Source organism: Planococcus sp. 1R117A, from assembly GCF_051417975.1.
Taxonomy (GTDB): domain Bacteria; phylum Bacillota; class Bacilli; order Bacillales_A; family Planococcaceae; genus Planococcus; species Planococcus shenhongbingii.
This window is the reverse complement of sequence record NZ_JBPRLO010000005.1, coordinates 149,270-175,194: the sequence shown is the minus strand read 5'-3', so window position 1 is coordinate 175,194 and position 25,925 is coordinate 149,270. Positions and strand designations below refer to the sequence as shown.

At 44.0% G+C, this 25,925-nt stretch carries 21 protein-coding genes; 3 read left to right on the top strand and 18 right to left on the bottom strand.

Translation table 11 applies throughout. The features are described 5' to 3' along the window. Positions 1-40: 40 nt before the first annotated feature. Complete coding sequence (locus ACSFXN_RS15505) at positions 41-406, bottom strand: helix-turn-helix domain-containing protein (protein ID WP_437150975.1); 366 nt, start codon at positions 404-406, stop codon at positions 41-43. Positions 407-590: 184 nt separating this feature from the next. Here ACSFXN_RS15505 and ACSFXN_RS15500 point away from each other — a divergent pair, with 184 nt between their 5' ends. Continuing rightward, positions 591-1,274, top strand: coding sequence for a GIY-YIG nuclease family protein (locus tag ACSFXN_RS15500; protein ID WP_437150974.1), 684 nt, complete (start codon positions 591-593; stop codon positions 1,272-1,274). A gap of 112 nt (positions 1,275-1,386) precedes the next feature. Here ACSFXN_RS15500 and ACSFXN_RS15495 read toward each other — a convergent pair whose 3' ends face one another. From ACSFXN_RS15495 to ACSFXN_RS15445, 11 genes are all read right to left on the bottom strand, one after another. Continuing rightward, positions 1,387-1,494 carry a VWA domain-containing protein gene (locus tag ACSFXN_RS15495; RefSeq protein WP_437150973.1) on the bottom strand — a complete coding sequence of 36 codons (108 nt, stop codon included), beginning with the start codon at positions 1,492-1,494 and terminating at the stop codon, positions 1,387-1,389. 216 nt (positions 1,495-1,710) lie between these two features. Continuing rightward, the gene (locus ACSFXN_RS15490; RefSeq protein ID WP_437150972.1) at positions 1,711-2,850 is read right to left on the bottom strand and encodes a mannitol-1-phosphate 5-dehydrogenase; all 1,140 of its coding nucleotides are present in this window, start codon (positions 2,848-2,850) and stop codon (positions 1,711-1,713) included. Positions 2,851-2,855: 5 nt separating this feature from the next. Beyond that, a complete protein-coding gene (locus ACSFXN_RS15485) occupies positions 2,856-4,943 on the bottom strand; it encodes a BglG family transcription antiterminator (protein WP_437150971.1) in 2,088 nt (695 codons plus the stop codon). A 504-nt stretch (positions 4,944-5,447) separates the two neighbouring features. Continuing rightward, positions 5,448-7,370 carry a PTS mannitol transporter subunit IICBA gene (locus tag ACSFXN_RS15480; RefSeq protein WP_437150970.1) on the bottom strand — a complete coding sequence of 641 codons (1,923 nt, stop codon included), beginning with the start codon at positions 7,368-7,370 and terminating at the stop codon, positions 5,448-5,450. 265 nt (positions 7,371-7,635) lie between these two features. Next, complete coding sequence (locus tag ACSFXN_RS15475; protein ID WP_437150969.1) at positions 7,636-8,139, bottom strand: hypothetical protein; 504 nt, start codon at positions 8,137-8,139, stop codon at positions 7,636-7,638. Between the two features lie 429 nt (positions 8,140-8,568). Next, positions 8,569-10,059, bottom strand: coding sequence for an aldehyde dehydrogenase family protein (locus ACSFXN_RS15470; protein WP_437150968.1), 1,491 nt, complete (start codon positions 10,057-10,059; stop codon positions 8,569-8,571). Between the two features lie 27 nt (positions 10,060-10,086). Beyond that, entirely contained in the window at positions 10,087-11,052 is a 966-nt protein-coding gene (locus ACSFXN_RS15465) for a PDR/VanB family oxidoreductase (RefSeq protein ID WP_437150967.1), read from the bottom strand. A gap of 5 nt (positions 11,053-11,057) precedes the next feature. After that, positions 11,058-11,573 (bottom strand): hypothetical protein, encoded by a 516-nt coding sequence (locus ACSFXN_RS15460; protein WP_437150966.1) that lies wholly within the window; start codon positions 11,571-11,573, stop codon positions 11,058-11,060. 14 nt (positions 11,574-11,587) lie between these two features. Further along, the gene (locus ACSFXN_RS15455; protein ID WP_437150965.1) at positions 11,588-12,580 is read right to left on the bottom strand and encodes a heme-dependent oxidative N-demethylase family protein; all 993 of its coding nucleotides are present in this window, start codon (positions 12,578-12,580) and stop codon (positions 11,588-11,590) included. 1 nt (position 12,581) lies between these two features. Next, complete coding sequence (locus tag ACSFXN_RS15450) at positions 12,582-14,027, bottom strand: purine-cytosine permease family protein (RefSeq protein WP_437150964.1); 1,446 nt, start codon at positions 14,025-14,027, stop codon at positions 12,582-12,584. A 68-nt stretch (positions 14,028-14,095) separates the two neighbouring features. Then, complete coding sequence (locus tag ACSFXN_RS15445) at positions 14,096-14,299, bottom strand: hypothetical protein (RefSeq protein WP_300991638.1); 204 nt, start codon at positions 14,297-14,299, stop codon at positions 14,096-14,098. Positions 14,300-14,469: 170 nt separating this feature from the next. Here ACSFXN_RS15445 and ACSFXN_RS15440 point away from each other — a divergent pair, with 170 nt between their 5' ends. Continuing rightward, the gene (locus ACSFXN_RS15440) at positions 14,470-16,266 is read left to right on the top strand and encodes a sigma 54-interacting transcriptional regulator (RefSeq protein WP_437150963.1); all 1,797 of its coding nucleotides are present in this window, start codon (positions 14,470-14,472) and stop codon (positions 16,264-16,266) included. 112 nt (positions 16,267-16,378) lie between these two features. Here the strand turns inward: ACSFXN_RS15440 and rpoN are convergent, their stop codons facing one another. The 4 genes from rpoN to ACSFXN_RS15420 form a co-directional block, all read right to left on the bottom strand. Next, positions 16,379-17,728 carry an RNA polymerase factor sigma-54 gene (gene rpoN, locus ACSFXN_RS15435; protein WP_437150962.1) on the bottom strand — a complete coding sequence of 450 codons (1,350 nt, stop codon included), beginning with the start codon at positions 17,726-17,728 and terminating at the stop codon, positions 16,379-16,381. Between the two features lie 727 nt (positions 17,729-18,455). Then, positions 18,456-19,589 carry an alanine dehydrogenase gene (gene ald, locus ACSFXN_RS15430; RefSeq protein ID WP_437150961.1) on the bottom strand — a complete coding sequence of 378 codons (1,134 nt, stop codon included), beginning with the start codon at positions 19,587-19,589 and terminating at the stop codon, positions 18,456-18,458. Between the two features lie 15 nt (positions 19,590-19,604). Beyond that, positions 19,605-21,053: an aldehyde dehydrogenase family protein gene (locus tag ACSFXN_RS15425; RefSeq protein WP_437150960.1), complete on the bottom strand. Its 1,449-nt coding sequence runs from the start codon at positions 21,051-21,053 to the stop codon at positions 19,605-19,607. Between the two features lie 13 nt (positions 21,054-21,066). After that, positions 21,067-22,407, bottom strand: a complete 1,341-nt coding sequence (locus ACSFXN_RS15420) for an aminotransferase family protein (protein ID WP_437150959.1) — start codon at positions 22,405-22,407, stop codon at positions 21,067-21,069. Positions 22,408-22,611: 204 nt separating this feature from the next. Here ACSFXN_RS15420 and ACSFXN_RS15415 point away from each other — a divergent pair, with 204 nt between their 5' ends. Beyond that, a complete protein-coding gene (locus ACSFXN_RS15415) occupies positions 22,612-24,021 on the top strand; it encodes a sigma-54 interaction domain-containing protein (protein ID WP_437150958.1) in 1,410 nt (469 codons plus the stop codon). 218 nt (positions 24,022-24,239) lie between these two features. Here the strand turns inward: ACSFXN_RS15415 and ACSFXN_RS15410 are convergent, their stop codons facing one another. Together ACSFXN_RS15410 and ACSFXN_RS15405 are read right to left on the bottom strand one after the other, a co-directional pair. Next, on the bottom strand, positions 24,240-24,455 hold the full coding sequence (locus ACSFXN_RS15410) for a hypothetical protein (protein ID WP_437150957.1): 216 nt from the start codon (positions 24,453-24,455) through the stop codon (positions 24,240-24,242). A 77-nt stretch (positions 24,456-24,532) separates the two neighbouring features. Continuing rightward, positions 24,533-25,729, bottom strand: a complete 1,197-nt coding sequence (locus tag ACSFXN_RS15405) for a M20 family metallopeptidase (RefSeq protein WP_437150956.1) — start codon at positions 25,727-25,729, stop codon at positions 24,533-24,535. Positions 25,730-25,925 lie beyond the last annotated feature (196 nt).

The following is a 25,925-nucleotide window of genomic DNA, read 5'->3' as shown; positions in this document are numbered from 1 at the left end:
TGAATTTTAAAATTCATGCCAGTTTTTGTTTCTTTTTGTCTTAATTCAAACCAAACTTCAATTTTACTCTTCTCACAATATCCGCTTCCTTGCTTTGGATAAATTCATTGGCAATTTGTTTTACCATACTGTTGATTTCTTTGTTCATTTCTTTGGTTATTTCTTTCTTCATCAGAAGCTGATCGATCATTTTGCCGTTCGGCATAAACTGTCTGCCGATTAACTCATCAAGGGAAACACTATACAAGTCTGCCATCTTCATTAGAAGTTTAAGATTCGGCTCCGCACTTCCCGCTTCATATTTAACGTACACGGCTTTTGTGATTTTCAGATGCTGTGAAACGAGCTGCTGGGTCAACTTATTCTTTTCCCTGAATAATTTTAAGTTCTCGGATAATTTCGGCATGGACCTTTCCCTTCTTTCTTAAATAATTTCTTTAATAATTCAATTCCTTCATTAACAATTCTAAGGAAAATCATTAATTATTAAGACCTAACGCTAATAATCCAATAGTAACATATTACCATTTAAGTTATAATCAAAATAACAGTACTTTTTTAATACTTTTTTAGAGGAGGACGGCCAAGTAATGATTAAAAATCTTTTAAATAAACTACTATCCAGCAGCACTGCTTCCGGTACTGCGAATACTCCACCGGTTGCCCAATCAAATAAAATATACCTCTTTGAATCTAATCAATACGAACTTGAAAAAGTTCTGGAATCACCTAATCTTCCAGGCAAGGCTCCAGGTTATGTATATTTTGTCCAAGAGTATATGAACGGATCTTTTAAAATTGGCAAGACCAAAAATGTCGAAAAGAGAATGAACGTTTTCGGCGTGAAACTCCCTTTTGAAAACAAACTTATCTTTTTAATCAAATCCGGCAACCATCACCAAACAGAAGTTGCCTTCCACAAGCATTTCGCCGATAAACGGTTAGAAGGCGAATGGTTTTCTTTGAGCAAAGAAGATATTGCTTGGATCAAAGCAGGAAAATACACTTTTGAAATCAATGAAACGATTCAAATCCCAGAACCGCCAAAACCAGTTGAAACACAGATTGAGAGTAAAGAAGATAAATTACTGACTGCTAAACAAGTTGAATTTGCTAAAACCTTGCTTGCCAAATTAGAAGACAAATATGAATTGGTTACAGATTATTCTCTTCTGACTCAAAAAGACTTGAATCGATTGAGCGGTTATTTCCGTTTCAAGAATAAAGGAGCTTTGAATAACTTAGTGACAGCAGGTGTTTTGAAAGAGAAGTAATTCTATGGACTTTTAATAGGAAACCTCTAAAAAAATACAAAAGGCCGACTTCTTCAAGTCGGCCTTTTCGCATATATCAGCGCACCACTCTTTTTTCTTTCGCTTCTTTCAACTATTGTGCAAACTCATCCAGCAATTGATCGTATAATTCTTCATCTGTTACTTTATTTACATCTTCTAAATGAAAGAAGTTTGCGTTATCGATAAAACGCCCTTCCATTTAACTTTCCTTTTGGGCTCGAGAACCGCCACTCAGAGTTCCGTTCTATGCCAGCACATCAAATCGCTTGATTTGTCAGCCCGAAACGCTGTATTTGTCGAAAGACTTCCTGATGATTCATTCCAGGAAGTAAAAGAAATTGTCTTTAGCCAAATTCTTTAAGAAAATAGCACAAAAAACCCTCTTAAGAATCATCTTAAGAGGGTTTCTCACTTACTATGCTTTCAAAGATTCATATTGGCGAATCACTTCTTGAGTGATTTCGCTGTCTTCTTCCAAACCGCTTACTTCTTTCAACACCGATGCAGGTCCGTTTTCCTGGATCATGTGCTGAATTTTCATTGCATCTTCATCTTCTGGATTGTCGAAAGCTAACGCAGCTGCAATCGCTTTGGCCAGATAGGTATAAGACAATCCAGCTTTTTGCGCTTGCGTCGTCGGCCGGATAAAGCGGTCATCCGGTCCGAGCTTACGTATAGGTGCCCGTCCTACTCTTGTAACCCCATCATTTAAAAACGAATTCTTGAAGCGCTCGATGTTTTTATTGATATAAGCCAGGTGTTCTTCTTCATCAAGGCCGTACTCTTTTATGAGATATGCGCCTGTTTCTTTCAGCGTTTCCCGCACTTGGTCTTCAATTTGCTTATCTGCCAAGGTTTGGTCAATTGTCGATTTGCCGGCAAGATAACCAAGGTATGCAATCACGGCATGCCCTGTATTAACGGTAAAAAGCTTCCGTTCGATAAAAGGTGCAAGGTTCTCGACAAGGGTCATGCCTGTTACCGGCGGAATTGTTTCGCTGGTTTCGACTACCCACTCGTAATAAGGTTCCACGAGTACATCGAGTGAACTGCTGTCTTGAATCGGCACGATCCGATCGACTGCGGAGTTGAAGAAATAAATTCTGCCTTCCAGCTTGTTCTTCGTTTCCGCGTCAAGATTGTCCAGAATATGTTTTTTCAAGATATCGGTTGCTCCAATTTGGTTTTCACAAGCAATGACATACAATTTTTCATCGGTAGCCTGAAGGCGTGCCGCAATGCCTTGGGCAATCAGCGGTGCAATCCGCGGTAAGATATTCGGGCCAATCGCGGTGGTCAAATAAGTCGCTTTTTGAATAACTTCAATAACACTGCCTTCATCTTTCATATTGTTGACGCCTGAAACATTTTCGATGGTAATCGTTTCTTCTTGCGCTTGCGCCAGCTTTACGTTGTATTTTTGTTCTTCATTTAATTTGTTGATGATCTGGTCTGCAACATCCACGAATGTCACATGATAACCGGACTCGGAAAATAACGCCCCGATAAACCCTCTGCCAATGTTTCCTGCTCCAAAATGAACGGTTTGTTTCAATGGGATCATTCCTTTATCAAATTATTTTGTAGGTAATCAAAAAATAAATCTTCCAGTTTGTTTCGGATCATGCTCTCATTGGAAGATGAAAAAATCATCATGGCTGCATCGCTTTCGATCAAGCTTGAACTGATGAGGCTCAATATTTCCTGTTCTCTGGCACCCATGTCGAGCGGTGCCAGCATCAACAGCAGATTTCTCATCTGCACCCTTCCGCCATCCATCCCTTTAACCACGGACGGGGTATCCAAATGCACTATTTGAAACAAGAGCTCCCGAATAGATTCATCGCGGCAATGGAAAAGAGCCATATCGGTATTCGGAATCCCGAGCCCGCCTTTTACTTCCCGTTCTTCTAATTGACGCATAGCGGCATCGGCACTGGCGACAAGCCCGTCCCGTTCTGCCTGCTCAAGCACTTCCTCTAAAACCTGCCAGTGATCCGTGACCTGCTGTTTTCTAAACACCTTGAAATTGGTAAGGATCGCATCCATGCTGGACTGCACGTCTTTTATTTCCTGCAGGAGGTTCTGCATATTCGGCCGATTGTTCTCGAATCGGACTTCGTCTGAGTTCCCAAAATTCAAGTATTGCTTTTTCCTGGTGATTTTCTCTACATTATGCTGCAGGTAACTTTCGATGGATCCAATGTCTTTGTCACTGAGCAATGGACTCACCATGATATAATCTACCTCTGTAATCGGAAGCCGAATCGTGGAGATCACCAAATCATAATCCTGAAAATGCGCGGATTGAAAATCGTTGATCGATAAAATTTCCACCGAACTGATTTCCGCCAGCTCTTTTTGAATGCGGCTCGCCAGCATCTTGGAAGTTCCGATGCCTGTCGGGCAGACAACTACTGCATTGATTTGCACTCTTTCTTCGTTCATCAGCAAAGCCGAACCGAAATGCAGGACAATAAAAGCGACTTCATCTGCCGGAAATTCAATGTTCTTGAATTCATTTTCCAGGCTCTGCTTCACTGCCATAAATAAGACCGGATATTTTCTTTTGATTTCGTCGGTCAATGGATTAAAAGGTTCCAGGTTTTGCTTTAAGCGGAAAATGGATGGTCCCATATGCGCGAGCAAGCCTTGATACAGTGAAAAGTCATCGGTCAAATCGATATGCAACTGGGCTGACACATCGTGAATGAGGTTTTTGATCAGCTTGCCAAGCAGCACACTGTCGTAATAGACCAAGTCAGCCGCCTGTACTTTTGACCCTTTTAAAATGACCGTCAAAAAATGCACGTCTTCGGCAGTCAGCGCTATGGCAAGCTGTTCGCTTAACTCTTCGCAAATCGCTTCCATCAATTGATGCTCTCCAGCCGATTCACTTGAAACCCCTTCACCTGGTTCCAGCAGGAATTGCTGTTCCGTCCGCTGCAGCGTCAGGCATGTGTGGACGACCAGTCCAATGTAATCGCTGTCCGCCAATCTTGTTTGTTCTTTATTGATTTTTTGGTTCACTAATCCATCGATCACTGCCAGATACTGCGGTGAAAAATAGCCAAGAATTTTCTCTTCCGGGTTTTTCCCTTGTTGCAGGAAATACAAACTTTCAATGAGTTCTTCGTAAAAATAAACAAGGAAGTAACTGGCCAGTGCATGCCGTTTATTGGCTTCCCGGCCGTCCACTTCTATCCCGACGCCTCTTCTCCTCGACAAGGTGACCGAAAATTTATGAAGCCATTCGGTCAAATCATCCAAGTACGACGTCAGCGTTGCAGTGCTGATCCCCACTTGTTTGGCTAGGACCTGCTTTTTGAAAGAAGGGCCTTCATGCAGCAAAGTGATCAGCAAACTTAACTTCCGCTCTTCCGGCGTTTCGTCCGTCGGGCTGACACTGATCAATCGCTGGATCAGCCGGTAGACTTGATCATCATTCCCTTCAATGAAGAGTCCTTCATTTGCTGTGCGCTTTACTTCTAAATCAAATTGCTTCAACAGCTTCTCTACTGACTTCAAATCCCGCTGGATCGTTCTGGCACTGACATTCAGATATGTAGATAGGGAGTGTACCGTATGCTTTCCAGAGGTTCTGACAATCAACTCGATAATGGATTTTTCCCTAAAGGTAATAAACATCTATTTCACTCATTTCACTTTTAAGATTCCTTCAAGAGCGAGAAATGCAAAATAGATATGTTGAACTATAGAATCATTTTTTACCACACCGCTTCGGCCGCTTTGGGTAAGGCAAAGACTTGTGCTCCTGCGCAAGCTCGTCGCAAATGAGGTGCCCAAAAACTTTGGTCACCTCATTGGCTCCCGCAAGAAGCCAGGAAGACCACCTGTCTTCTTGCTTCGCCTAGCCCTTGGACGCGCCTGCGCTTAATACACTTTTTAGAATAAAGAGGATTATTGATATAGCTTTTTGATGATAGTTCTCTTAGATATGGAGCCAAACAGCGGAGACTCCCGCGGGATAGCGAGACAGCCGAGACCCCGCAAGGAGCGAAGCGACTGAGGAGGCTTGGCGCTCGCCCGCAGGAAAGCGCAGCTGTTTGGCGGAATATCGGCAGATGAAAATCCTTTATCCAACATATATAGGCAAAAAGGCAGGAAATCCTGCCTTTCTCTTTGAAATATTTAGTTGCTGTTGATGATCTCTAATAGTTCTTTAGCGGATTTTGCTTCTGCCAGCTGATCAACGTTGTCCTGTTCAGCACAAATGACTGCAATACCTGAAAGGATTTCCAAGTGGGTGCCGTCTTTGCCGGCGATGCCAAAGATCAATTTTGCACTTTCTCCATTAAAGTCTACTCCATTTGGAACCTGAACAACAGTAAAGCCTGATTTGATGACCGATTTTTTGGCTTCTTCGGTGCCGTGGGGAATCGCAACATTGTTGCCCATATAAGTTGTCGTGATTTCTTCACGCTTCATCATTTCATCTACATAGGATTCTTCCACATAGCCAGCATTCACAAGTGCTTGTCCGGCAAAGCGGATCGCTTCTTCTTTATTGCTGAAGCTTTGGCCGATAAAGATGTTTTCTTCAAGCAGCAGCTGTTCTTCTTGAGTTTCATGTGGTGCTTCTGTTGCTGCAGCTTCGCTTTCTTCAACCAGCTCCACTTGCTCGCCTGTCACACCATTTTTCAGCCGGTCGATCAATGTGTCGTATTCCGGACTGGATAGGAAGTTATCAACTGAAATATGATAGGCGTTCGGCACTTTGCTTTGCGCCCGCGGAGTCAGTTCTTCCTGCGTGATGACGATTGGAGAATCGGATGGAATGGTGCTGATTGCCGTATTCGTTACTTTAACATCCAGGCCCGCTTCTTTTACTTTCTTGCGCAGAAGAGAAGCGCCCATCGCACTCGATCCCATTCCGGCATCACAGGCAAAAATAATTTTTTCCACGTTTTCCGGGAATACCCCTTTAGCCGTTGCTGCAGTCGCTCCTAGCTCTCCAGCAATTGAGCTTTTCTTGCCTTTCATTTGTTCCATTTTCTTTGTCGCTTCGTTAATATCTTCATCTGTTTGTTTGCTCGATTTCAGAATGACTGCGGAAATTAGGAACGAAACGGCTGTTGCCACAAATACCGCGGCAAAGTTAGCCAAGTAAGCCATTCCTTCAGGCGGTGTTACTGCAGCAATCGCCAGAATGCTTCCTGGTGATGCAGGAGCCACCAAACCCCCGCCCATCAACACAAGTGTAAAGACGCCGCTCATGCCGCCTAAAATGACTGATACCAGCAACATCGGCTTCATCAGCACGTACGGGAAGTAAATTTCATGAATCCCGCCGAAGAAATGGATGATGGCTGCTCCTGGAGCTGATTGTTTCGCCATTCCTTTTCCAAACAGCATGAAAGCAAGCAACACACCAAGACCTGGTCCTGGATTTGATTCCAACAAGAACAGAACTGATTTTCCGGCTTGCTGAACTTGCTCCAATCCGATTGGCGACAAGACGCCATGGTTGATGGCATTGTTCAAGAACAGAATTTTTGCCGGTTCGATTAAAATACTCGTTAATGGCAACAAGCCTGCTGCCAATAACCAGTCAACGCCTGAAACCAGAACTTCTGTAAATGCTTTTACAGCCGGGCCAACTCCGAGGAACGCCAGGATAGCAAGTCCGCCTCCCAAAATACCGGCAGAAAAGTTGTTGACCAGCATTTCAAATCCGGTCCGAATCTTGCCTTCGATCAACTGGTCAAATTTCTTAATGACAAATGCTCCGAGCGGCCCCATAATCATGGCCCCTAAGAACATTGGTGTATCCGGAGCCCCGATAATGACCCCCATCGTTGCAATTGTACCGACTACGCCGCCTCGCTGGTCATAGATCAGCCGGCCGCCTGTATACCCGATCAACAGCGGCAGCATATAGGTAACCATCGGACCGACCATTTTGCCGAGTTCTTCATTCGGGAAAAAGCCCGTTGGAATGAACAATGCCGTGATTAATCCCCAAGCGATAAATGCGCCGATGTTTGGCAGTACCATCGAACTCAGGAAGTTGCCGAACTTTTGTATGGAAACTTTCATTGCTGATTGATTCATCTCATTCATCCTTTCTATGAAAAAAGCCTTCGCTTTTTTAATCTTACTTAAATCATAGAGGATAAATGGAAGCGCATTCAATAACATTGAAAGTCAACTTTGTCGCCCCTGCCAGGACAACCCTATCCTTTCTATATTTATATAGAAGAAAAAGGCGGTGCCAGCAACTATAAAAGCTGCTGGCACCGCCTTATCAACCTTTCATTTATAAGTCGTTCTTCTTAGACGCCTTAAAGCTTTTTTGCAATGAATTTTTTGTCGCTCATCATCTCTTGCCATTTCTTATTTTCATTGCCTCTTTAATTAATTTAACTTGGTTTTGATAAATCGATTGAAGACGTTTAAGATTCATTTCTAAAACCAAAGGCGCTTCCAGCGATAAGGAGGGAAGGTTCTCCTCTATGTATTTGTATAAGGCTTCTTTTTCTTTAAGCGTCGGAACGATGGGGGCTGACGGCAAAGACAACGGGCTTTTTCTAGCAGCTAGATCTTCTGCAGTTTTGAAGCCGATTCCAAAGAAATGATGCCGCTTTATTCTTTCCTCTTTACAGGTACCTGCCTCTTTTCCTTCTGAACTTAATACAAGCCGATCAAACTCCACAACAAGTAAATCATATGGTTTTTTATTTCTTGTTTCATAATAAAGGATAACTTCCAAGACTCGCTGATTGGCTAACTCTTCTATTCCTTCGTTTCCCTCATCCTGGGATTGGGCAACTTTAAATACTCTTTGGTCATTTGCCAGGAACAACCTTCTTATGCCAGTCATCGGCTTCTCTCCTCTTTGCCTTTATATTGTAGTTTTGACTGTCAGGAATGCCTCACTCATGCAATCTATCGGATTCTTTTTCGAAATCCAAATTACCTACAATTTTTTTATATTTTTTTATCCTCACACTTTCATAGTTATATGTACCTTTTATAGTAGCATATCGCCATCACATTTATCATAGTTTTCTGCGCATTCGAAATAATTAGTACCATTTGCTTCTTCCAGTTAATACTAGATGCTACAAATGATACAACGCAAAAAAAAGCCGCAGCTGAAAAACCGCTCTCCGTTGTTAGTCATCTCTAACTAGGGAAGTTGCGCTTTTTAGCTGTGGCTTTTAAAATATGCATTTGCTGTACACTTACTGGCCTTTCTTCAACACGACGATCTCACTAACAGTAAAGATTCGGTCATTTTCTATTCGTGTCAGCTCGGGAACCAGCCATTCGGTTCAACATTCAGTCTCGTGTTAATTTGCTTTACCTCTTGGAAATCTTCCATGCCGTATTTCCCGAGGCTTCTGCCAATCCCGCTTTGTTTATATCCGCCCCATGGGCCTTCCACATAAGTCGGATGGTAATCGTTGATCCACGTAATGCCAGCGCGGATTTTCTTAATGACCCGCAGCGCTTTGGCTCCATCATTGGAGAATACGCCGCCTGCAAGACCGTAGTCGGTATCATTCGCCAGCTGAATCGCTTCTTCTTCTGTGCGGAATTTCTGGATGGTCACAACAGGGCCAAAGATCTCTTCGCGAACTATGCGCATGTCGTTAGTGACATCTGTGAAGACAGTAGGTTTGATGAAAAATCCTTTATCAAGCCCGTCTTCAGTTAAGCGATAGCCGCCAGCTGCTAATGTTGCGCCTTCTGCTTTGCCGATTTCGATGTAATTTAAAATGCTGTTCATTTGGGCTTCGCTTACAATCGCGCCTACATCAACGCCTTCTTTCAAACCAGGGCCAACTACAATTTTGTTTGCGCGTTCAACATAGCGCTTAACGTATTCATCGTAAATGCTTTCTTCAACTAAAATGCGGCTTCCCGACGAACACACTTGCCCTGCGCCAAAGAAAATGCCGAATAAACCATAATCTACAGCTGTTTCAAAATCAGCATCTGCAAAAACGATATTCGGCGACTTGCCGCCCAGTTCGAGTGAAATCTTCTTCAGGTTGCCAGCTGCTGCCCGCATGATTCCGCGTCCTACTTCTGTGCTTCCAGTGAAAGAAACAACATCCACGTCCATGCTTTCTGCAATGGTTTGGCCGATAACTGAACCACGGCCTAATACCATATTGGCAACACCTTTAGGAATGCCGACTTCTTCCATGATTTCAAACAGCTTCATTGCTGTAACCGGTGTTACTTCAGCAGGTTTGTACACGATAGAGTTTCCTGCTGCTAGTGCAGGCGCGATTTTCCAGACGCTCATGAGAAGCGGAAAATTCCAAGGAACAATCAATCCTGCTACGCCTACTGGCTCTTTCACTACCATTGCCTGTACATTGTCAGGCACCTGATACGTTTCGCCTTCAGGATGTAGGATCAAACCCGCATAATAACGGAAGCAAGTTGCTGCATCAGCAATGTCATACCCTGCTTCTTCTTTGCGTTTGCCGTTATCCATCGTTTCCAGAACCGTCAATTCTTCTGCTCGCTCATCGATTTTGTCTGCAATCGCATTAAGAATGGCTGCACGTTCATGCGTCGTTTTGCCCGACCAAATTCCGCTTTCAAATGATGCGCGGGCTGCACGAATCGCTTCTTCCGTCTCTTCTTTGCTTGAACGCGGCGCATGGGCGATCACTTCCTGGTTTGCCGGATTGATGACCTTAGAAATTTCGCCGGATTCAGCCAATCGCCATTCCCCGTTAATGTAATTTTTCAGTTCCAATACACTTGTCAATACTGTCATTTTATTTTCCCCCTTATTTTTTCTAGATTAAATTTTAATCGCAATTTTTCCAGATTTGGCGCGTGAACAGCAAGCTATAATAGAGTTTCGTTTTTGACGGTCATCATCCGTCAAGAAGATATCACGGTGAAGAACTTCACCTTCAGCGACTTCTAATTCACAGCTGCCGCAGCCGCCTATTTTACAAGCGTACGGCGCGTCAATTCCTGCTTTTAGCAATGCATCCAATAATGTCTCATTCTCGCCTACATGCAGCGTTGTTTCGCTGTCAATCAGTTCAGCGATAAATGCATTTTTCGGTCCGTTATCCTGCCCGCTGGAGAATAACTCGAAATGAATGGCTTTTGCTGGGTATCCATAGGACGCCGCTGCATCCCGGTATTCTTTTACCATGCTTACCGGTCCGCAGAAATAGACATGCGTGCCGATTCGGTGATCCAGCATGGAAGCCGGCGACATCTTTTGCGGGTTATCGCTGCGTGAAAAGTGGAAATGGCACCGGTCCCCATACTGTTCTTTTAATTGCTCATAAAATGCACATTGTTCTGCCGTACGAGCAGTGTAATGGAGTTCGAAAGTCTGCCACTCCTCCAAATCTTTCGCCATTGTCAAAAACGGGGTGATGCCTATGCCTGCTGCATAAAAAACATGGTGCTTCGCCTGGTAGCTTAAAGCAAAATGGTTTCTAGGGAAACTGATTTCGAGTACTGTACCAACTTCAACTTCCGTATGCCAATAAAGGGATCCGCCTGTTGAGTAATCATCTTGCCGGATTGCTATTTCGTAGAAATTCCGTTCTGTAGGCGGGCTTACGAGAGAATAAGCTCTCTCTAAAACTTCGCCTTCTTTCTGCAGAAACGTTTTTATATGAGCTCCTCCCGCAAATGCCGGCAACAGCAAATTATCTGTAGGAGCAAATCGGAACCGTTTTACAAACTCCGTCTCCCGTGTGATTTGAACGACTTCCACTTGAATATTCCCTGCGACTCTCATCTCTATCAACTCCCCACTGTTTGTCGCTGTTCGACAGGTATAAAAGGATAGCCAATATAACCTTTTCTAAACTTTGAAAAGAATGGCCCGACTTCTAAATGAGCGCTGCACTGGCATTGCACAGCTGACTCATTGACCGGAATTTCAGAAGTGCTGAAACACTTCATGCAGTAAATAAAGCGCTTTTTTTGACCGATAATGAGTGTTTGGATTTCCTCTTCTGATGCACCTTCGTCAACAGCAGCAGAAAAAATCCGATAAGCCCTATCCCATTCGGCGATAATGCATAATTGGGTTCCCATTTTTTGAGAAACAATGAATTCACTGATTGTCTGGCTGGACGTGCTTTCTGAAATCAGAAGCGCAGTTGCAGGAATATTCCCCACTTTTTCCAACAAGTCTTCTGCTTGCCATTTTCCGCTTTCATCAAACAACACCGCAATTTTTGTTCGTCCTTGCAACAGTGAAAATTTATCGGCTAATGTAGGGGATTGATCAAATAATACCGGACGGCTGTACATAAAAATCCTCTCCTTTATGCTCGGCTTTCTTGATTTGCTTTCATTTTTTCATCTTCTCTGCGCAAATATTCAACCGTTTGCGGCAAATAAGGAGCAATCCCTTTATACTCTGCCATTGGTTCTGGAATATCCTGCAAGACGCTATAAGTTAAATCAAACCATTCCTGGCGCAATTTCATGTCTTCCATTGGAAGGAACTGCGTATTCAAAACAAATAAAATCGCATTGCTTCTTGGCATACGGTAAAATTTCTGCTCTTCTACGCGAAGGCGGACCAGTTCACCGGCATTTTCAGCCGTGATCAAATTTCTCTCAGGTGCCCAAACATCCATTGTTTCGTAGTTGACATCCCAACGGTTAGCCATTAAGTTCCAGTTGATGCGTGTCCAAGGTTCCCCCGCTTCAATCGAGTGCAAGAACTGGCGGACCCGATCGGCCAGCTGATCACCTTTGCGTGATACAAATGGAACAGGGCCATGAATCTCATTGAAAGACATCCCTTTATTCCAATGTGCTGAAAACAAAGCGGCGTAAGACACTTGTCCAACTTCCAAATAATAATTATCATCGCGCTGCACCATCAAAACAAAATCGTTATGGAAATGGCGTCCAATATAATCCAAAGGCTCTAGCTCCAACGTGCTGGAGTCTCCAAAAACGAAAGACTCTTCTTCTCCCAAGATGTTGTTTTTGAACGTCCAGTTGGGGCCGTCTTTCGTCACTTCAAAATGCTGCGGGTAACGGCTGACTGCCATATCGACCAGCATTTCAAGCACTTCCCACTGCATTTCATGTGTGTGCGGGAAAGATTGAAAACGGACGTCTGGCTGTTCCTGCAACAAACGTCTTTTGGCTTGGATCATCAATTCATACTCCGGAGTAATTTCCACACAGTTTATATTTTGCAGCTTTTTCAAGTCGTTGGAATAGCGGTAGTTTCCTGAAGTAAAAGGAAACGGAAACGTCGATAAATCAGTAGTTTTAAAATCCATGCTTTGTGTGAACATATTAAATTTCCCCTTTCGAGATTAAGGTATTTGCTGTTTCTTTAGGTTTTACAATGACAGGACTATTAACTTGATCAACTTCATATTTGAAAATATATTTAGCGGACACGTAATACGAAATCAATGCCGCAAAATAGGTTGGAATCCCTGCTGACATGTATAAAAATAGATTGCTCGAGTTGAATGTAAGCGGATTGTATAATCCCCAGTAAACCAGGACACTGACTGCAATCGCGACAAGTGCGGATGGGTTTACCCCTTTCCAATACGTATAGGCTCCTTCTGTATCGTAAAGATGCCTTAAGGAAATTTTTTGCTTTTTAACAAAGAAGTAGTCAGCGATAATAATTCCGCCAAGGCTTGCCATGATAAATGAAATGACAGCTATGAAAGACCCGAAAGCGTTATAGAAAGTAGCGCTTAATAATAGGAATACCGCAGGAATCGTAGTTGCCATTGAAAATAGCCATGTCTTTTTCGGGAACAAAGCTTTGAAGCTGACAGCTTGCGAATACATAAGGAAAATCGCTGCACCTACGTTGGCTACTGTCAGCATCACCAAACCGATAAATCCGGCGTATGGACCTGCGATTGGCATCATCCAGCTTGCCGGTGCCAGTGAACCTGCGATCAATGTTGAAAAAGCCGCAACAATTGATGCCAAAGAAACGATGACGCCAAAACTATAGAAACCAGCTTTAAAAGCATGCTTTTCATTTTTAGCAAGCCTGCTGTATTGGCCTAAATAAGGGAGCCACGAAAATCCTAAACCGATATTGATTTCAAGTGCGATGGCAAGTGAACGTGAATTGGTTTCAAATGGTTCAGTAGGAAGCAGCGAGTTCAAGGCCGGAATATGTTGGCCAAAAAGGATAATCGCGATCAGTCCTACCAGGAAAATAATGAAAGCCGGGACTGCAAAAAGATTGAATCTTCGGATGGCTGCAGGGCCGCGCACCGTAATCATAAATGTCACTGCAAACAGGAATATGGCAAAAAACGGTGTACCGGTCCCGGGACTGGCAAAGAAAGACGGCATACCCAGCCAGACAGCCACTTCAACCAAAGCCTCCCCTGCCATAAACAAAGCAATTGCAATATAACCGAGAGTTAGAACTAAAAAGATGAAGAAAAATCCGTATGCGCCTTTATAGCCCAGAGAACTGCGGAAGCCGACAAATGTATCAATTCCATACCTGGCGAAGAATAGAATAATGGGTGCGATTAAAAACATTGGAAAGGCATTTCCAAAGAGCGTGGCTGCCAAGGATTCAGATGACCCCAACATGGTTCCTGTATAAGCGCCGGTCAAGAGGCCGAAAGCTGATAAACCAATGACAACCTGGACGAGCAGTAAATCCCCGAAATTGAAAATGCGCCCTTTTTTGTCTGTGGGCAAAAATCCGAAAGCAACGTCATTTGTTACAGCTGATGTTTGTTTTGGCATAAAACCCCTCCTTCTTAACTGTCATTTTCTAGTATTGGTAAAACGTTTTTTGCATGGTATTCTAGACTCTATATGACTGTAGCAACTAAGAGGATGGTAATCAGGCTCATAATGGCTATGACTCCCGTGGCATCTTTCCACTGGGTATGTTCTGTCTTGTCGTTTTCACTGTTTTCATAAACTTGGATTCTTTGTTCCAAGTCTTCGTACATGCCTCGGATAAATGGGTCATCAGATTGAAGATTTTGCTCGTATTTGCTCTTCTCTTTCATAATTAACCTCCCATTTTATAAAATATTTAAATGTATATTAATTTATATAGCAATAAGCGTGCCAACTATGAAAGCGCTTTAATTCTTACTTCACAAGAATGGTTTTCCGTAACTTCATTCATTAATGAAATATAAATTCAATTCTGAAATTTCGAATAGGAGCATTGCAAATGGAATGGAAATCTGTCTTACTTCAAATTTATGATTACTTGATTGTGGCCACCAAGGACGGCCATATTTGCTCAGCAGACGGGGAAGGCGCTGCCTTTCCGGATAATATTTCTGCATATAAAACAATAAATGAACTGGAAATCAAATTATTCACGGAAGGGGTTTATTCCCAAATAGAAACAGGTTTAGAAAAACAGGTTTTCCGGCAAACCACCTGGATGGGGCTCGATGTCCTGACCACGGTCTTTAAGGATCAAAATCATTTCTACTTTGCTTATACACATCTGGTCCCTACCTATATAGAGAAAGAAAAAACTGAATCGATCGATTTCAAATCTTCGTCCTTTATCGTAAACAGCCAAGCAATGCAGGAAGTCGCTTCTAAACTGCAGAAAGTTGCTGCAGTCGGAGTAACCGTCCTCTTGCTCGGGGAATCGGGGGTCGGAAAAGAAATGGCGGCAAAAACGATCCACCGAATAGGCAATCGCGCCGACAAACCATTTGTTTCCATAAACTGCGGAGCGATTCCTGAGAACTTATTGGAAAGTGAATTGTTCGGGTTTGTAGACGGGGCTTTTACGGGAGCTAAAAGGGGCGGTGTCGAAGGGAAATTCCGCCAAGCGCATACTGGAATTCTGTTTTTGGATGAAGTCGGTGAATTATCGTTGTCACTGCAAGTGAAAATTTTACGGGCACTTGAAGAACGGGTCATTACCCCTATCGGCAGCAGTCAATCGTACCCAGTAGATATACAGGTCATTGCGGCAACCAACAGACCACTTGAAGAAGCAGTAGCAAAAGGAGAATTCCGGGAAGATTTATATTACCGATTAAATGTAGTACCGGTAATGATTCCACCTTTGCGTGACCGAGTGGAAGAAATCCCTTCCCTGGTTCAGCACTTCATCCAGAAATTCAATACGCGTTATCAAAAACAAATCAGTTTTTCTCCAGATGCACTTGATTATTTATGTTTGCAGCCATGGCCCGGAAATATTCGAGAGCTTGAAAACATGGTGGACCGTCTGATTGTTCTATCCAATGAATCTCTTATTACAAGCTCATTGATTGAACAAATTATTCCGCCGAAATTTCCATCCCGGGTCACCAGCCCCATGATCAGCCAATTGATGCCGCTTCAAGAAGCTGTGGAAATGGTGGAAGAAGAGCTGATTACAATGGCGATGGATCAATACAAGTCGGTCAAATTGGCTTCGAATATCCTAGGCATCAGCCAGCCCACCATGAGCCGGAAATACAAAAAAATCAGGGAAATGCAAAATAACGGAGTTGGCCAGCTCAGTAAGCGGAGAATTTTGGAAGAGCAGTTAAACAAACATTTGCGTTCCATCACCGTTGTCACAGCCGTGACCATTTCTCCCGAAGAAGTGCGAAATGCGATGAAAGATACAGCGAACGCAGCACTCCAAGCACCTCTTTCCCAGAAATTCACGGCAATCCATCAGCAAGAAGGCGGAATCAAATGGGTATATGTATTCCAGATGCAGCCGGATGGAAAAGTGCTTCATGTGGCAGCATCTAATGATTTTGTCATTGAACCCGGCGAAGAATATATCGGACCGCCTGAAATGATGAAAGTAATTTATGAGGCCTTTAAAGGAAAAAGCGGAGTCACGCCTTTATATGAAGATGAATACGGGGTATGGAAGAGCAGCGCCGCTCCACTTTACGATGAATTTGGCCAGATCATTGCCATTATCGGATTCGATTACAGTGAAGAATACGTCAACAGCGAATTGCAGCGGCTCAGCAAGCAATTGAATATCACCCTATAAGCTTTGACTAACCGAATAATTGGATAGAAAAAGAAGGTGAAAGATTGATGAATGAATATCACATCAATACTTTCACCTTCTTTTAGTTTATATTCTTCTATAGCCAGTGGCTTTAACTGTACCGGACCCTCTTCGCTGAATTGCTGATCAACAGTTCTTCTCTGTATTTCGCCACTGTTCTTCGGGAAATATGGACATTCTCCTCTTTCAATATAGCGGCCAATTTTTGGTCGGAATATGGTTTCCTGCTATCTTCCGACTCAATAATTTCTTTAATTCTTGCTTTAATATGGGAAGTGGACTCTGTTTGGCCCTCTGTATTCAGGAAGCCTTTGGCGAAAAGCGCTTGCAGCTTGAATACCCCAAAAGGCGTTTGGATGTATTTGCTGTTGACCGCTCGGCTGATTGTAGACTCATGGACTTCCAGCAGCTCCGCAACATCTTTCAAACGCATGGGTTTTAAAGCCGCTAGCCCTTTTTCGAAAAAACTTGTCTGTACTTCGACAAGCAGCCTCGCCAGCCTATAAAGCGTTTGATCTCTTTGTTCCAAACCTTGGATCAAGATGCTGGCATCTTTTAAATTCGTTTTTAAATACTTTTTTGTCTCAGCATCGCATTCTTTCATCATGTGCGCGTAATATTCATTAATCGATATTGTAGGTATATGTTTTCTATTAACGCTTACAACCCATTCGCCTCCCACTTCATCCACTATGATATCCGGAATGACATACTCGACCGCGCTTGAAGCCACTTCCTGCAGCGGCTTTGGTTTAAGGGATCTGATGAAATCAACAGCAGCTTGTACCTCCGCTTTAGGCATTTTGCACAAAACCGCAATTTTTTTCAAGGCACCTTGCGCCAAATCATCCAGATGGTGGGCAACAATTCGATAAGGCAAACAAGTTTCTGAGTGGGTTTCTGCCATTTGGATCAATAGGCACTCTTTCAGGCTTCGTGCGCCAATGCCAGCCGGTTCAAAGGTATGAAGAATCCGCAAAACTTTTTCCGCTGACTCGATTGTCACACCAAACTTGTCAGCCGCAGTCTCCAAGTCAACATCCAAATATCCCGACTCATCTAAGTTATTAATATAGAAAAGAAGGACTCTTTTTTCGATATCGCTCAAATCGGCATTAGACGGGATTTGTTCCACCAAGTACTTTTCTATATCCTCAACATCCTGGCTTACCGGTCTCTTAGTATGTAAATAATCCTCGCTTATATGTTTAACCGAAGTGGCTGAACCCGAATGATTCTTCAAAAGAGCCATCTTCTCAATTTTTTTAAAGTCAACTTGATGGTCTTGGTATTCAATATTCAATAAAGGATTTTCCGACACTTTCTCTGCTAGACTTGCTTGCAGTTCCACTGCCGACATTTGGAGAACCTGCAGCGATTGTTGCATTTCCTGCGTCATTTTTAATGCTAAACTCTGTTTGATATTAACTTCTAGCTGCATGAACATTACCACCTTTTAAAACATTGTTAATAGTATGATAATACACATCGGCAACTTTTACTGCACTTTATTAAAAATATGTTTTTAATCCATTCTGTTATAACAGTAAAGATGATGAAGAAACATTGATTATGAAGATGTTTTGATTGCTTTTTTATTTCATTTCGCTTCAGGGCGGACGCTTTCCGAGGGGTGTGGCCCTAAGCCTCCTCGCTCGCTGACGCTCCCTGCGGGGTCTCAGGGCTCACACTATTCCCTCAGGAGTCGCCGCCTTCCGCTGCATTCAACTTCCTTTTACCACTTTTAGAGGCGCTCGAAAAGAGTGACTGTTCAAGAAAACCTTCTCCTATTTGTTCCGGTTCTCTAGATATGGAGCCAACCAGCGGAGACGCCTGCGGGATAGCGTAGCGACGAAGTGTCGAAGTGTCGAAGTGTCGAACTAACTCGGCCCGACCGAGTTAGTTCGGCGCAAGCCCGCAGCTAAAACATATGCTCCTGCAGCGCTACGCGCTTCGTCGCAAAGACATGGCCTCACAGACCTCGGCCACTGTCTTCGCAGCTGGTTGGCGGAATATCGGTTAAGTAAGATGATTAATCTGTAGCTTTCTCACCAAACCAAAAACAGATAATCCGCAAAGGGATTATCTGTTTTTATTTGCCTGCATTAAGTTCTAGCGGTGATTGCGCTTCAGCTATGAAAGACTGCTTTACAGAAGTTCATATACTCTTAAAGTGCAGCTACCGCTTCGTTCAGGTTTTCTTCAATTGCTACATATTGATAGCCATGCGCTTCAGCTACTGCTTTATAAGTGACTTTCCCATCGACAACGTTGATGCCTTTGGCGAGTGCTTTGTTCGCTAATGCAGCTTGTTTATAGCCTTTATTGGCAATCTGCACGCCGTACGGAATAGTGACATTCGTCAACGCCATTGTAGATGTGCGGGCTACTGCTCCTGGCATATTCGCTACGGAATAATGGACAACGCCATGTTTGATGTAAGTCGGATCGCTATGTGTCGTAATATGGTCAACCGTCTCAATCGAACCGCCTTGATCAATTGCAACATCCACAATAACGGCTCCTGGCTGCATGGTTTTCACCATTTCTTCCGATACGAGCATTGGCGCCCGAGAACCTGGGATTAATACTGCGCCGACAAGCAAATCAGCTTCTTTTACGGCATTCGCAATATTAAAAGGGTTGGAAGCCAAAGTCTTCAGCCTTCCGCCGAACTGGTCATCCAGCTGGCGGAGCCGGTCAATATTGACATCAAGAATTGTCACATTCGCTCCTAAGCCGACAGCCATTTTCGCAGCATTGGTTCCAACGATGCCGCCGCCGATGATGACTACATTGCCTGGCGCTACGCTTGGAACTCCGCCTAAAAGAACGCCTCTGCCTCCTTTTGGATTCTCAAGGAATTGTGCGCCGATTTGAACAGACATCCGCCCGGCCACTTCGCTCATCGGTGTTAGAAGCGGAAGTGCTCCACTATCAAGTTGGATCGTCTCATACGCAATAGCCGTCACTTTCTTGTCGATCAACGCTTTAGTCAGTTCCGGTTCTGGAGCTAAGTGCAGGTACGTATAAAGGATCTGGCCTTCACGGAAGTTGTGATATTCCTCTGCTACCGGTTCTTTCACTTTGATGACCATTTCAGCTGACCATGCCTCTTCTGCTGTTCCAACAATTTTTGCTCCTGCGTTTTGATATTCTACATCTGTGAAACCACTTCCTGAGCCTGCATTCGTTTGAATCCAGACTTCATGGCCGTTCTTTTTAAAAGCCGTTACGCCTGCTGGCGTCATTCCTACCCGGTTTTCGTTGTTTTTAATTTCTTTTGGCACTCCAATAATCATCTATTTCACTCCTCATTAATAATTTTGATTAAACACGACAAGCTTAAGTTCGGTCATTTCTTCAATAGCGTATTTCACGCCTTCACGCCCAACTCCGCTTTCTTTCACACCGCCGTAAGGCATGTGATCGACACGGAATGTCGGAATGTCATTTACCATAACGCCGCCGACATGCAGTTTTTTCGTCGCCATTAGCGCCGTATGGATGTTTTCAGTGTAAATCCCTGCCTGCAGGCCGTAGCGTGAATTATTGACTTGGTCAATCGCTTCTTGAACGGATCCGACTTTGTTAATGACAATGATCGGTGCAAACACTTCCTGGCAGGAAACTTTCAGTTCGGCATCAACACCGGTTAAAATAGTTGGATGCAGCATGTTTCCTTCTGCCGCGCCGCCTGCCGCTATGTTCGCTCCGCCTTGTTTCGCTTCTTCAATCCATGCAAGAGCACGTTCCACATCTTTCGGGCTAATCAACGCAGAGACATCTGTTGATGGATCTTGCGGATCACCGAGTTTCAGCTTATTGGTGGCTGCGACCATTTTTTCGACGAATTCTTCATACAAGTCCTCATGGACATAGGCGCGCTGCAGCGAAATACAAACTTGGCCCTGAAACGCAAAAGCTCCTGCCACACACCGGGCAATAATTTTATCAAGGTCGATTCCACGGTCAATGATGACGGCCGCATTGGAACCCAGTTCCAGCGTTACCCGCTTCAATCCGGCTTTGTTGCGAATGCCGATGCCGACTGCCGGACTTCCGGTAAATGAAATTTTCTTCACTCGGTCATCTTTGACGAGCACTTCGCCAATAACTGCCCCACTGCCTGTTACGACATTCAATGCACCTGCTGGCAAGCCGGCTTCCTGGAACACCTCCGCTAAAAACAGGGACGACAGAGGAGTTTGGCCCGCCGGTTTCAGCACGACTGTGTTTCCAGAAGCGATTGCTGGACCCACTTTATGGGCTACCAAGTTCATTGGGAAGTTGAAAGGTGTGATCGCACCAATCACTCCCAGAGGTTCACGGACCGTATAAGCGATGCGGTTTTCCCCTCCTGGAGCTGCATCCATCGGAATGGTCTCGCCGTGAATGCGTTTTGCTTCTTCGGCTGCAAATTTATAAGTGGCAATCGTCCGGCTCACTTCTGCCTGCGCTGTTTTGATTGGCTTGGCTGCTTCACTGGCAATAATGGCGGCCGCTTCATCTGCACGTTCCTCAAAGATTCTCGCTACGTTCTCTAAAATTGCGGCGCGTTCATGCGCAGCCATTTCAGCCATGATGTCCGTTGCCTTAAATGCTGCATCGATTGCCTTGTCCACGTCTTCTGCAGTCGCAGAAGGAACTTGAGCAATTTCTTCATTGCTATAAGGTGAATAAAGAGGTTTATACGTTTCCGTCCCAACCCATTCCCCATTGATAAATAATTGTTTTTTCGCTGCAATCGTTTCTGTCTGTGCCATATATTCCGCCTCCTTATACTTTCACGAGATTCTTGCCAACAACTGTAAATACTTCGTCAAGGATGTTAACCATCGCGTCCACTTCTGTTTGGCTGATGACTAACGGTGGAGCGAACACAAGTGTATCTTGCCCATCAAATACGACCGAACGGAAAATCAGGCCTCTATTAGCGGCCTCGGCAACGAGCTGCGGCACTAATGGTGATTCAAATCTTTCGTTTGTCTGTTTGTCTTTGACTACTTCGATTGCCCCTATCAAACCAAGAGCTCTCACTTCTCCAATAATGTCATGGCGTTGTTGAAGCTCTTTGAATCCTGCAAGCATGGCTTCACCCATTTGCTTGGAATTGGCGATTAAATTTTCCTGTTCAATGATTTCGATATTTTTCAAAGCGACTGCACAAGCCATTGCATGGCCGCTATATGTGTAGCCGTGTAAAAGTGTCCCAGTCGAAAGCTCAGCAAATTCTTTGTGAAGAGTCTCGGATATCATCACGCCGCCTAATTGCGCATAACCGCTTGTCACGCCTTTTGCAAAGCACATCATGTCCGGAACCACATCGTAATGTTCGATGCCAAAGTAAGTTCCTGTACGCCCAAATCCAGTAATCACTTCATCAGTAATGAACAAAATGCCATGCTCATCGCAGATTCTGCGAACTTCTTTGAAGTATCCTTCAGGAACAATGTGGACACCACCAGCACCTTGTACCGGTTCAGCGATAAAAGCGGCAATGGTCTGTGCACCTTCACGTTCAATGACTTCCAGCAACGAGTCAGTTGAGAAGTTTTCAGCATAATGGAAGTCAGGTGCGATTGACGTGTTGAAATCCCGGAACGGTTTTAATCCCGTCGCACTTGTTGCTCCCATCGAAACACCGTGATAGGACTTTGTGCGCGAAATGATTTTCTGGCGATTCGGCTGTCCCTTCAGTATCCAGTAATGGCGCGCGAGTTTATAGGCCGTATCGTTCGCTTCAGATCCGCCTGAAGTGAAAAACGTCGCTGATAAGTTTCCAGGTGCAATTTCTGCAAGTTTTGCCGCTAAACGGATTGCCGGTTCATTGCTGAATGTAGCAAAGCAAGAGCTGAACGCCAGCTTCTTCATTTGCGCAGCAGCGACTTCACTGATTTCTTCGCGGCCATGGCCAATATTGACATTCCAAAGTGACGACATGCCATCGATCAATTTCTTTCCGCTCATGTCAGTTAAGTAAATGCCTTGCCCTTCTGTAAAGATGAAAGAAGGACCTTTTTCTTGCTGCTGCCCGATTGGCGAAGTAGGGTGTAAAAAGTGTTTTTTATCTAATTCCATTAATTCCTGGATTGTATTTTCTGTATTCATTAATAACATCTCCCTTTGATATCAATAATTTTTGTACTTATTATTTATATAGCAAGTTCCGTGCCAACTCTTTTTTGCAGAGATGGATAGAATATTTTCAATTTATTGATTCATATTTGAATTAAAATGTTATATTTGATTCATATTTGAATTATTCATTGAAATTGATTTATTTTTGAATCAATGTTGAATGATTTTTAGAGGAGCGATTGCATGCAGATTGATTTATTGCAAACAGAATTGGACAAGATTATCGAAACGTCGAATAATAACATCACCATTACGGATCAAGACGGCATCATTTTGCGTTCAAATCCCAATCACTGGTCCATCTACGGAATTGAACCGGATCAGTATATCGGGAAATCCGTTTATCAATTGCAAGAAGAAGGAATTTTATCCCCTTCCATTCACGCAATGGTCCTTGAAAGCAAGAAACCGGTTCAGATTCTGCAGAAGACCAATACTGGGCGAACGGTCATGGCTACTGGATTTCCTGTATTCAGCAATAGCGGCGAGATTATCCGGGCCATCAGCTACAGCCAAGACCAAACCGAAATATTCAATTTACAGGAACAATATAAAGATCTGGAAAAGAAATTGGTCAGCTATCAGAATGAAGTGGAGGAACTGAGAGGAAAAGAGTCGGATTATCACGGCATCTTGTATCGAAGTTCTTCCATCGAACAAATTGTACGAACAATTTACAGGGTTTCTAAAACAGATGCCTCTGTCCTTTTGCTCGGGCCTTCAGGCGTAGGAAAAAGCACATTCGCCCGCATGCTGCATGCCCAAAGCAACCGAAAAAACGAACCTTTCATAGAAGTGGATTGCAGCACAATCCCCGAAACCTTATTTGAATCGGAAATGTTCGGTTATGAATCCGGCTCTTTTACTGGAGCCAGCAAGCAAGGCAAACAAGGGTTGATCGAGCAGGCCGCACAAGGCACTCTCTTTTTAGATGAAATTGGTGAATTGCCTTTAGCGGTACAAGCGAAGCTGCTGCGTGTGCTGCAAGAAAAAAAGGTCATGCGGATCGGAGGAAAAAAAGAAAGACAGGTGGATTTTCGGTTAATTACAGCGACGAATAAAAATATTGAAGAAATGGTCGAAAAAGAGGCATTTCGCTTGGACTTATTTTATCGCATCAATATCATCCCGCTTCAGATTCCTCCATTAAAGGAGCGAAGAGAAGACATTCCTATTTTAGTCCAGCATTATGTACAAACAATCAACGAAAAATACAGCATGTCCAAAAAGCTTCATGCTGTGACCTACGATATTCTGACCCAATACAATTGGCCGGGAAATGTGCGTGAACTGGAAAATGTCTTAGAACGCGTCATACTGACAGCTGACGAAGAAACGATCCACCCTGAACATTTGCCCATCAATTTTAAAAATATCAGCCTTCCTGTTGAAACTCATGCGACTCCAGAAATCGAACATGGCATTTTTGACGATGCAGATTGGAAAACCGCCATTGAAAAAACTGAAAAAACCCTGCTCCTTAGAGCCCTGGAACGCTGTAAAACGACATATGAAATGGCCGATTTTCTCGGCATCAGCCAGCCGTCTGTGGTCCGGAAGCTGAAACAATATTCTATTGTCCGAAAAGGGTAAAACCGCACAGAAAAGCCATAGAGATATTCATCTCTACAGCCGCAAACGGTTTTAATTTTTATCAGCTTTTTGAAAATACGATTCACTACGCCTGAAATACGACCAGTAGCGGAGAAAACACGACTCACTACACGGAAAATACGACCAGTAGTGAGAGAAATACGATTTAAAAGGTTTTATTCCATAAAAAAAAGCCCTTGAAGGGGCTTTTTTCTTCACTATTTGCCATCGGTCTCCCTTGCCGGCGGATTGTCCGATGCCTTCTTTGAATACTCTTTTGCAGCTTCCATTTCATCCTCGACGCCTTCATATTCAGTCGCTTCATTGTCCTTGTCAAACGCTTGTTTTGTTTTATTGATCGCCTGGTCGATTCCGGATTCAGTAGAGCCTAATTGTTTTTTGGACATTCGTCCTGCTGTTCCTTTTCTGGCCATTGTCCTTCCCTCCTGTTTAAAAATAATTAGTTTAAGTTTACCCATTGCAGCAAATACTAATCCCATTTAAAACATCTTCAAGATTCACTTGTCCCGCAGAAAAAAGCAACCACTGCTGCCATAGCTTTCGCACTAATCAGCAGGCTCTTTTCATCAATTTCGAATTTCGGATGATGATGCGGATACCAGTCTTTGCCTTCGGGTTTGGCGCCCACATAAAAAAAGCAGCCAGGCTTTTCTTGCAGGTAATAAGCGAAATCCTCGGACGGCGGCTGCGGCGCGACTTCCTTGACGGCATCGACTTCTGGAATCGCCGCTTGGATCAGCGCTTGGCGGACGCGTTCCGTCATTTCCGGATCGTTATAAAGGACAGGATAGTCATTCTCATATTCAAGAACTGTTTCAACACCAAAAGACTCTTCCAACCCTTTAGCAAAATTACGCACTTCCGCTTCCACCAGTTCACGGGATTCCTCTGACATCGTCCGCACATCTCCTTCAAGAGCTACGGCATCTTTAATGACATTGAATTGCCCTTTGCCGTCAAAAGAACCGATGGTAACCACTGCGGTATCGAAAGGATTGACCCGGCGGCTGATGATGGTTTGGCAATTCATCACAAACGAACTTGCTGCAACAATGGCGTCATTCGCCATATGCGGAGAAGAGCCATGGCCGCCTTTCCCTTGGACAAGCAGCTTGAAGCGGGCTCTCCCGGTTTGGGTATTGCCGCTTCTGTAAAAGATCTGGCCGGTTTCCATTGTCGACATGACGTGAATTCCGAAGACGGCATCCACGCCATCGAGAACGCCCGCTTTGACCATGCCAATCGCTCCGCCCGGCGGCATTTCCTCAGCCGGCTGGTGAATGATTTTAACCGTCCCCGCCAATTGCTCTTTCATTTCTGCCAAGGTCTCAGCTAAAACCAGCATATAAGCGGTGTGTCCATCATGGCCGCAAGCGTGCATGACCCCTTCGTTTTTGGAAGCGAACGGCAGCTCGGTTTCTTCCTGGATCGGCAAAGCATCAAAATCGGCACGTATTGCTATGGTCTTTCCGGGCTTGGCACCTTTGATTGTTACAACAATCCCCCGGTGTCCTCCTACATTCGTATCGACTGCATCCACCGGCAGCTCTTTATAGAAATCTTCAATATAAGCGGATGTCTTCTCCTCTTCGAATGAAAGTTCCGGATGCTCGTGGAGATGCCGGCGTATATCAATAATCCGCTGTTCTTTTTCTTCTAATTTATTCATCAATTCTGCAGTTAACATCAGAAAACCTCCTTTCCCTGACTCTACCCGTATCTTAATGAAAAAATGCTTTCCACCTGCTATTTCCTCTTAAAGTCGCATATGGCTGGAATGCAGCTTCCGTTACTTCTTTGCATCAGGAAAATTCTTTCTTGCCAAGTAACGGTCCAATGTCCAATCTTTGGACAAGTTCAACTCGTCTAAGTGATGAATGGCA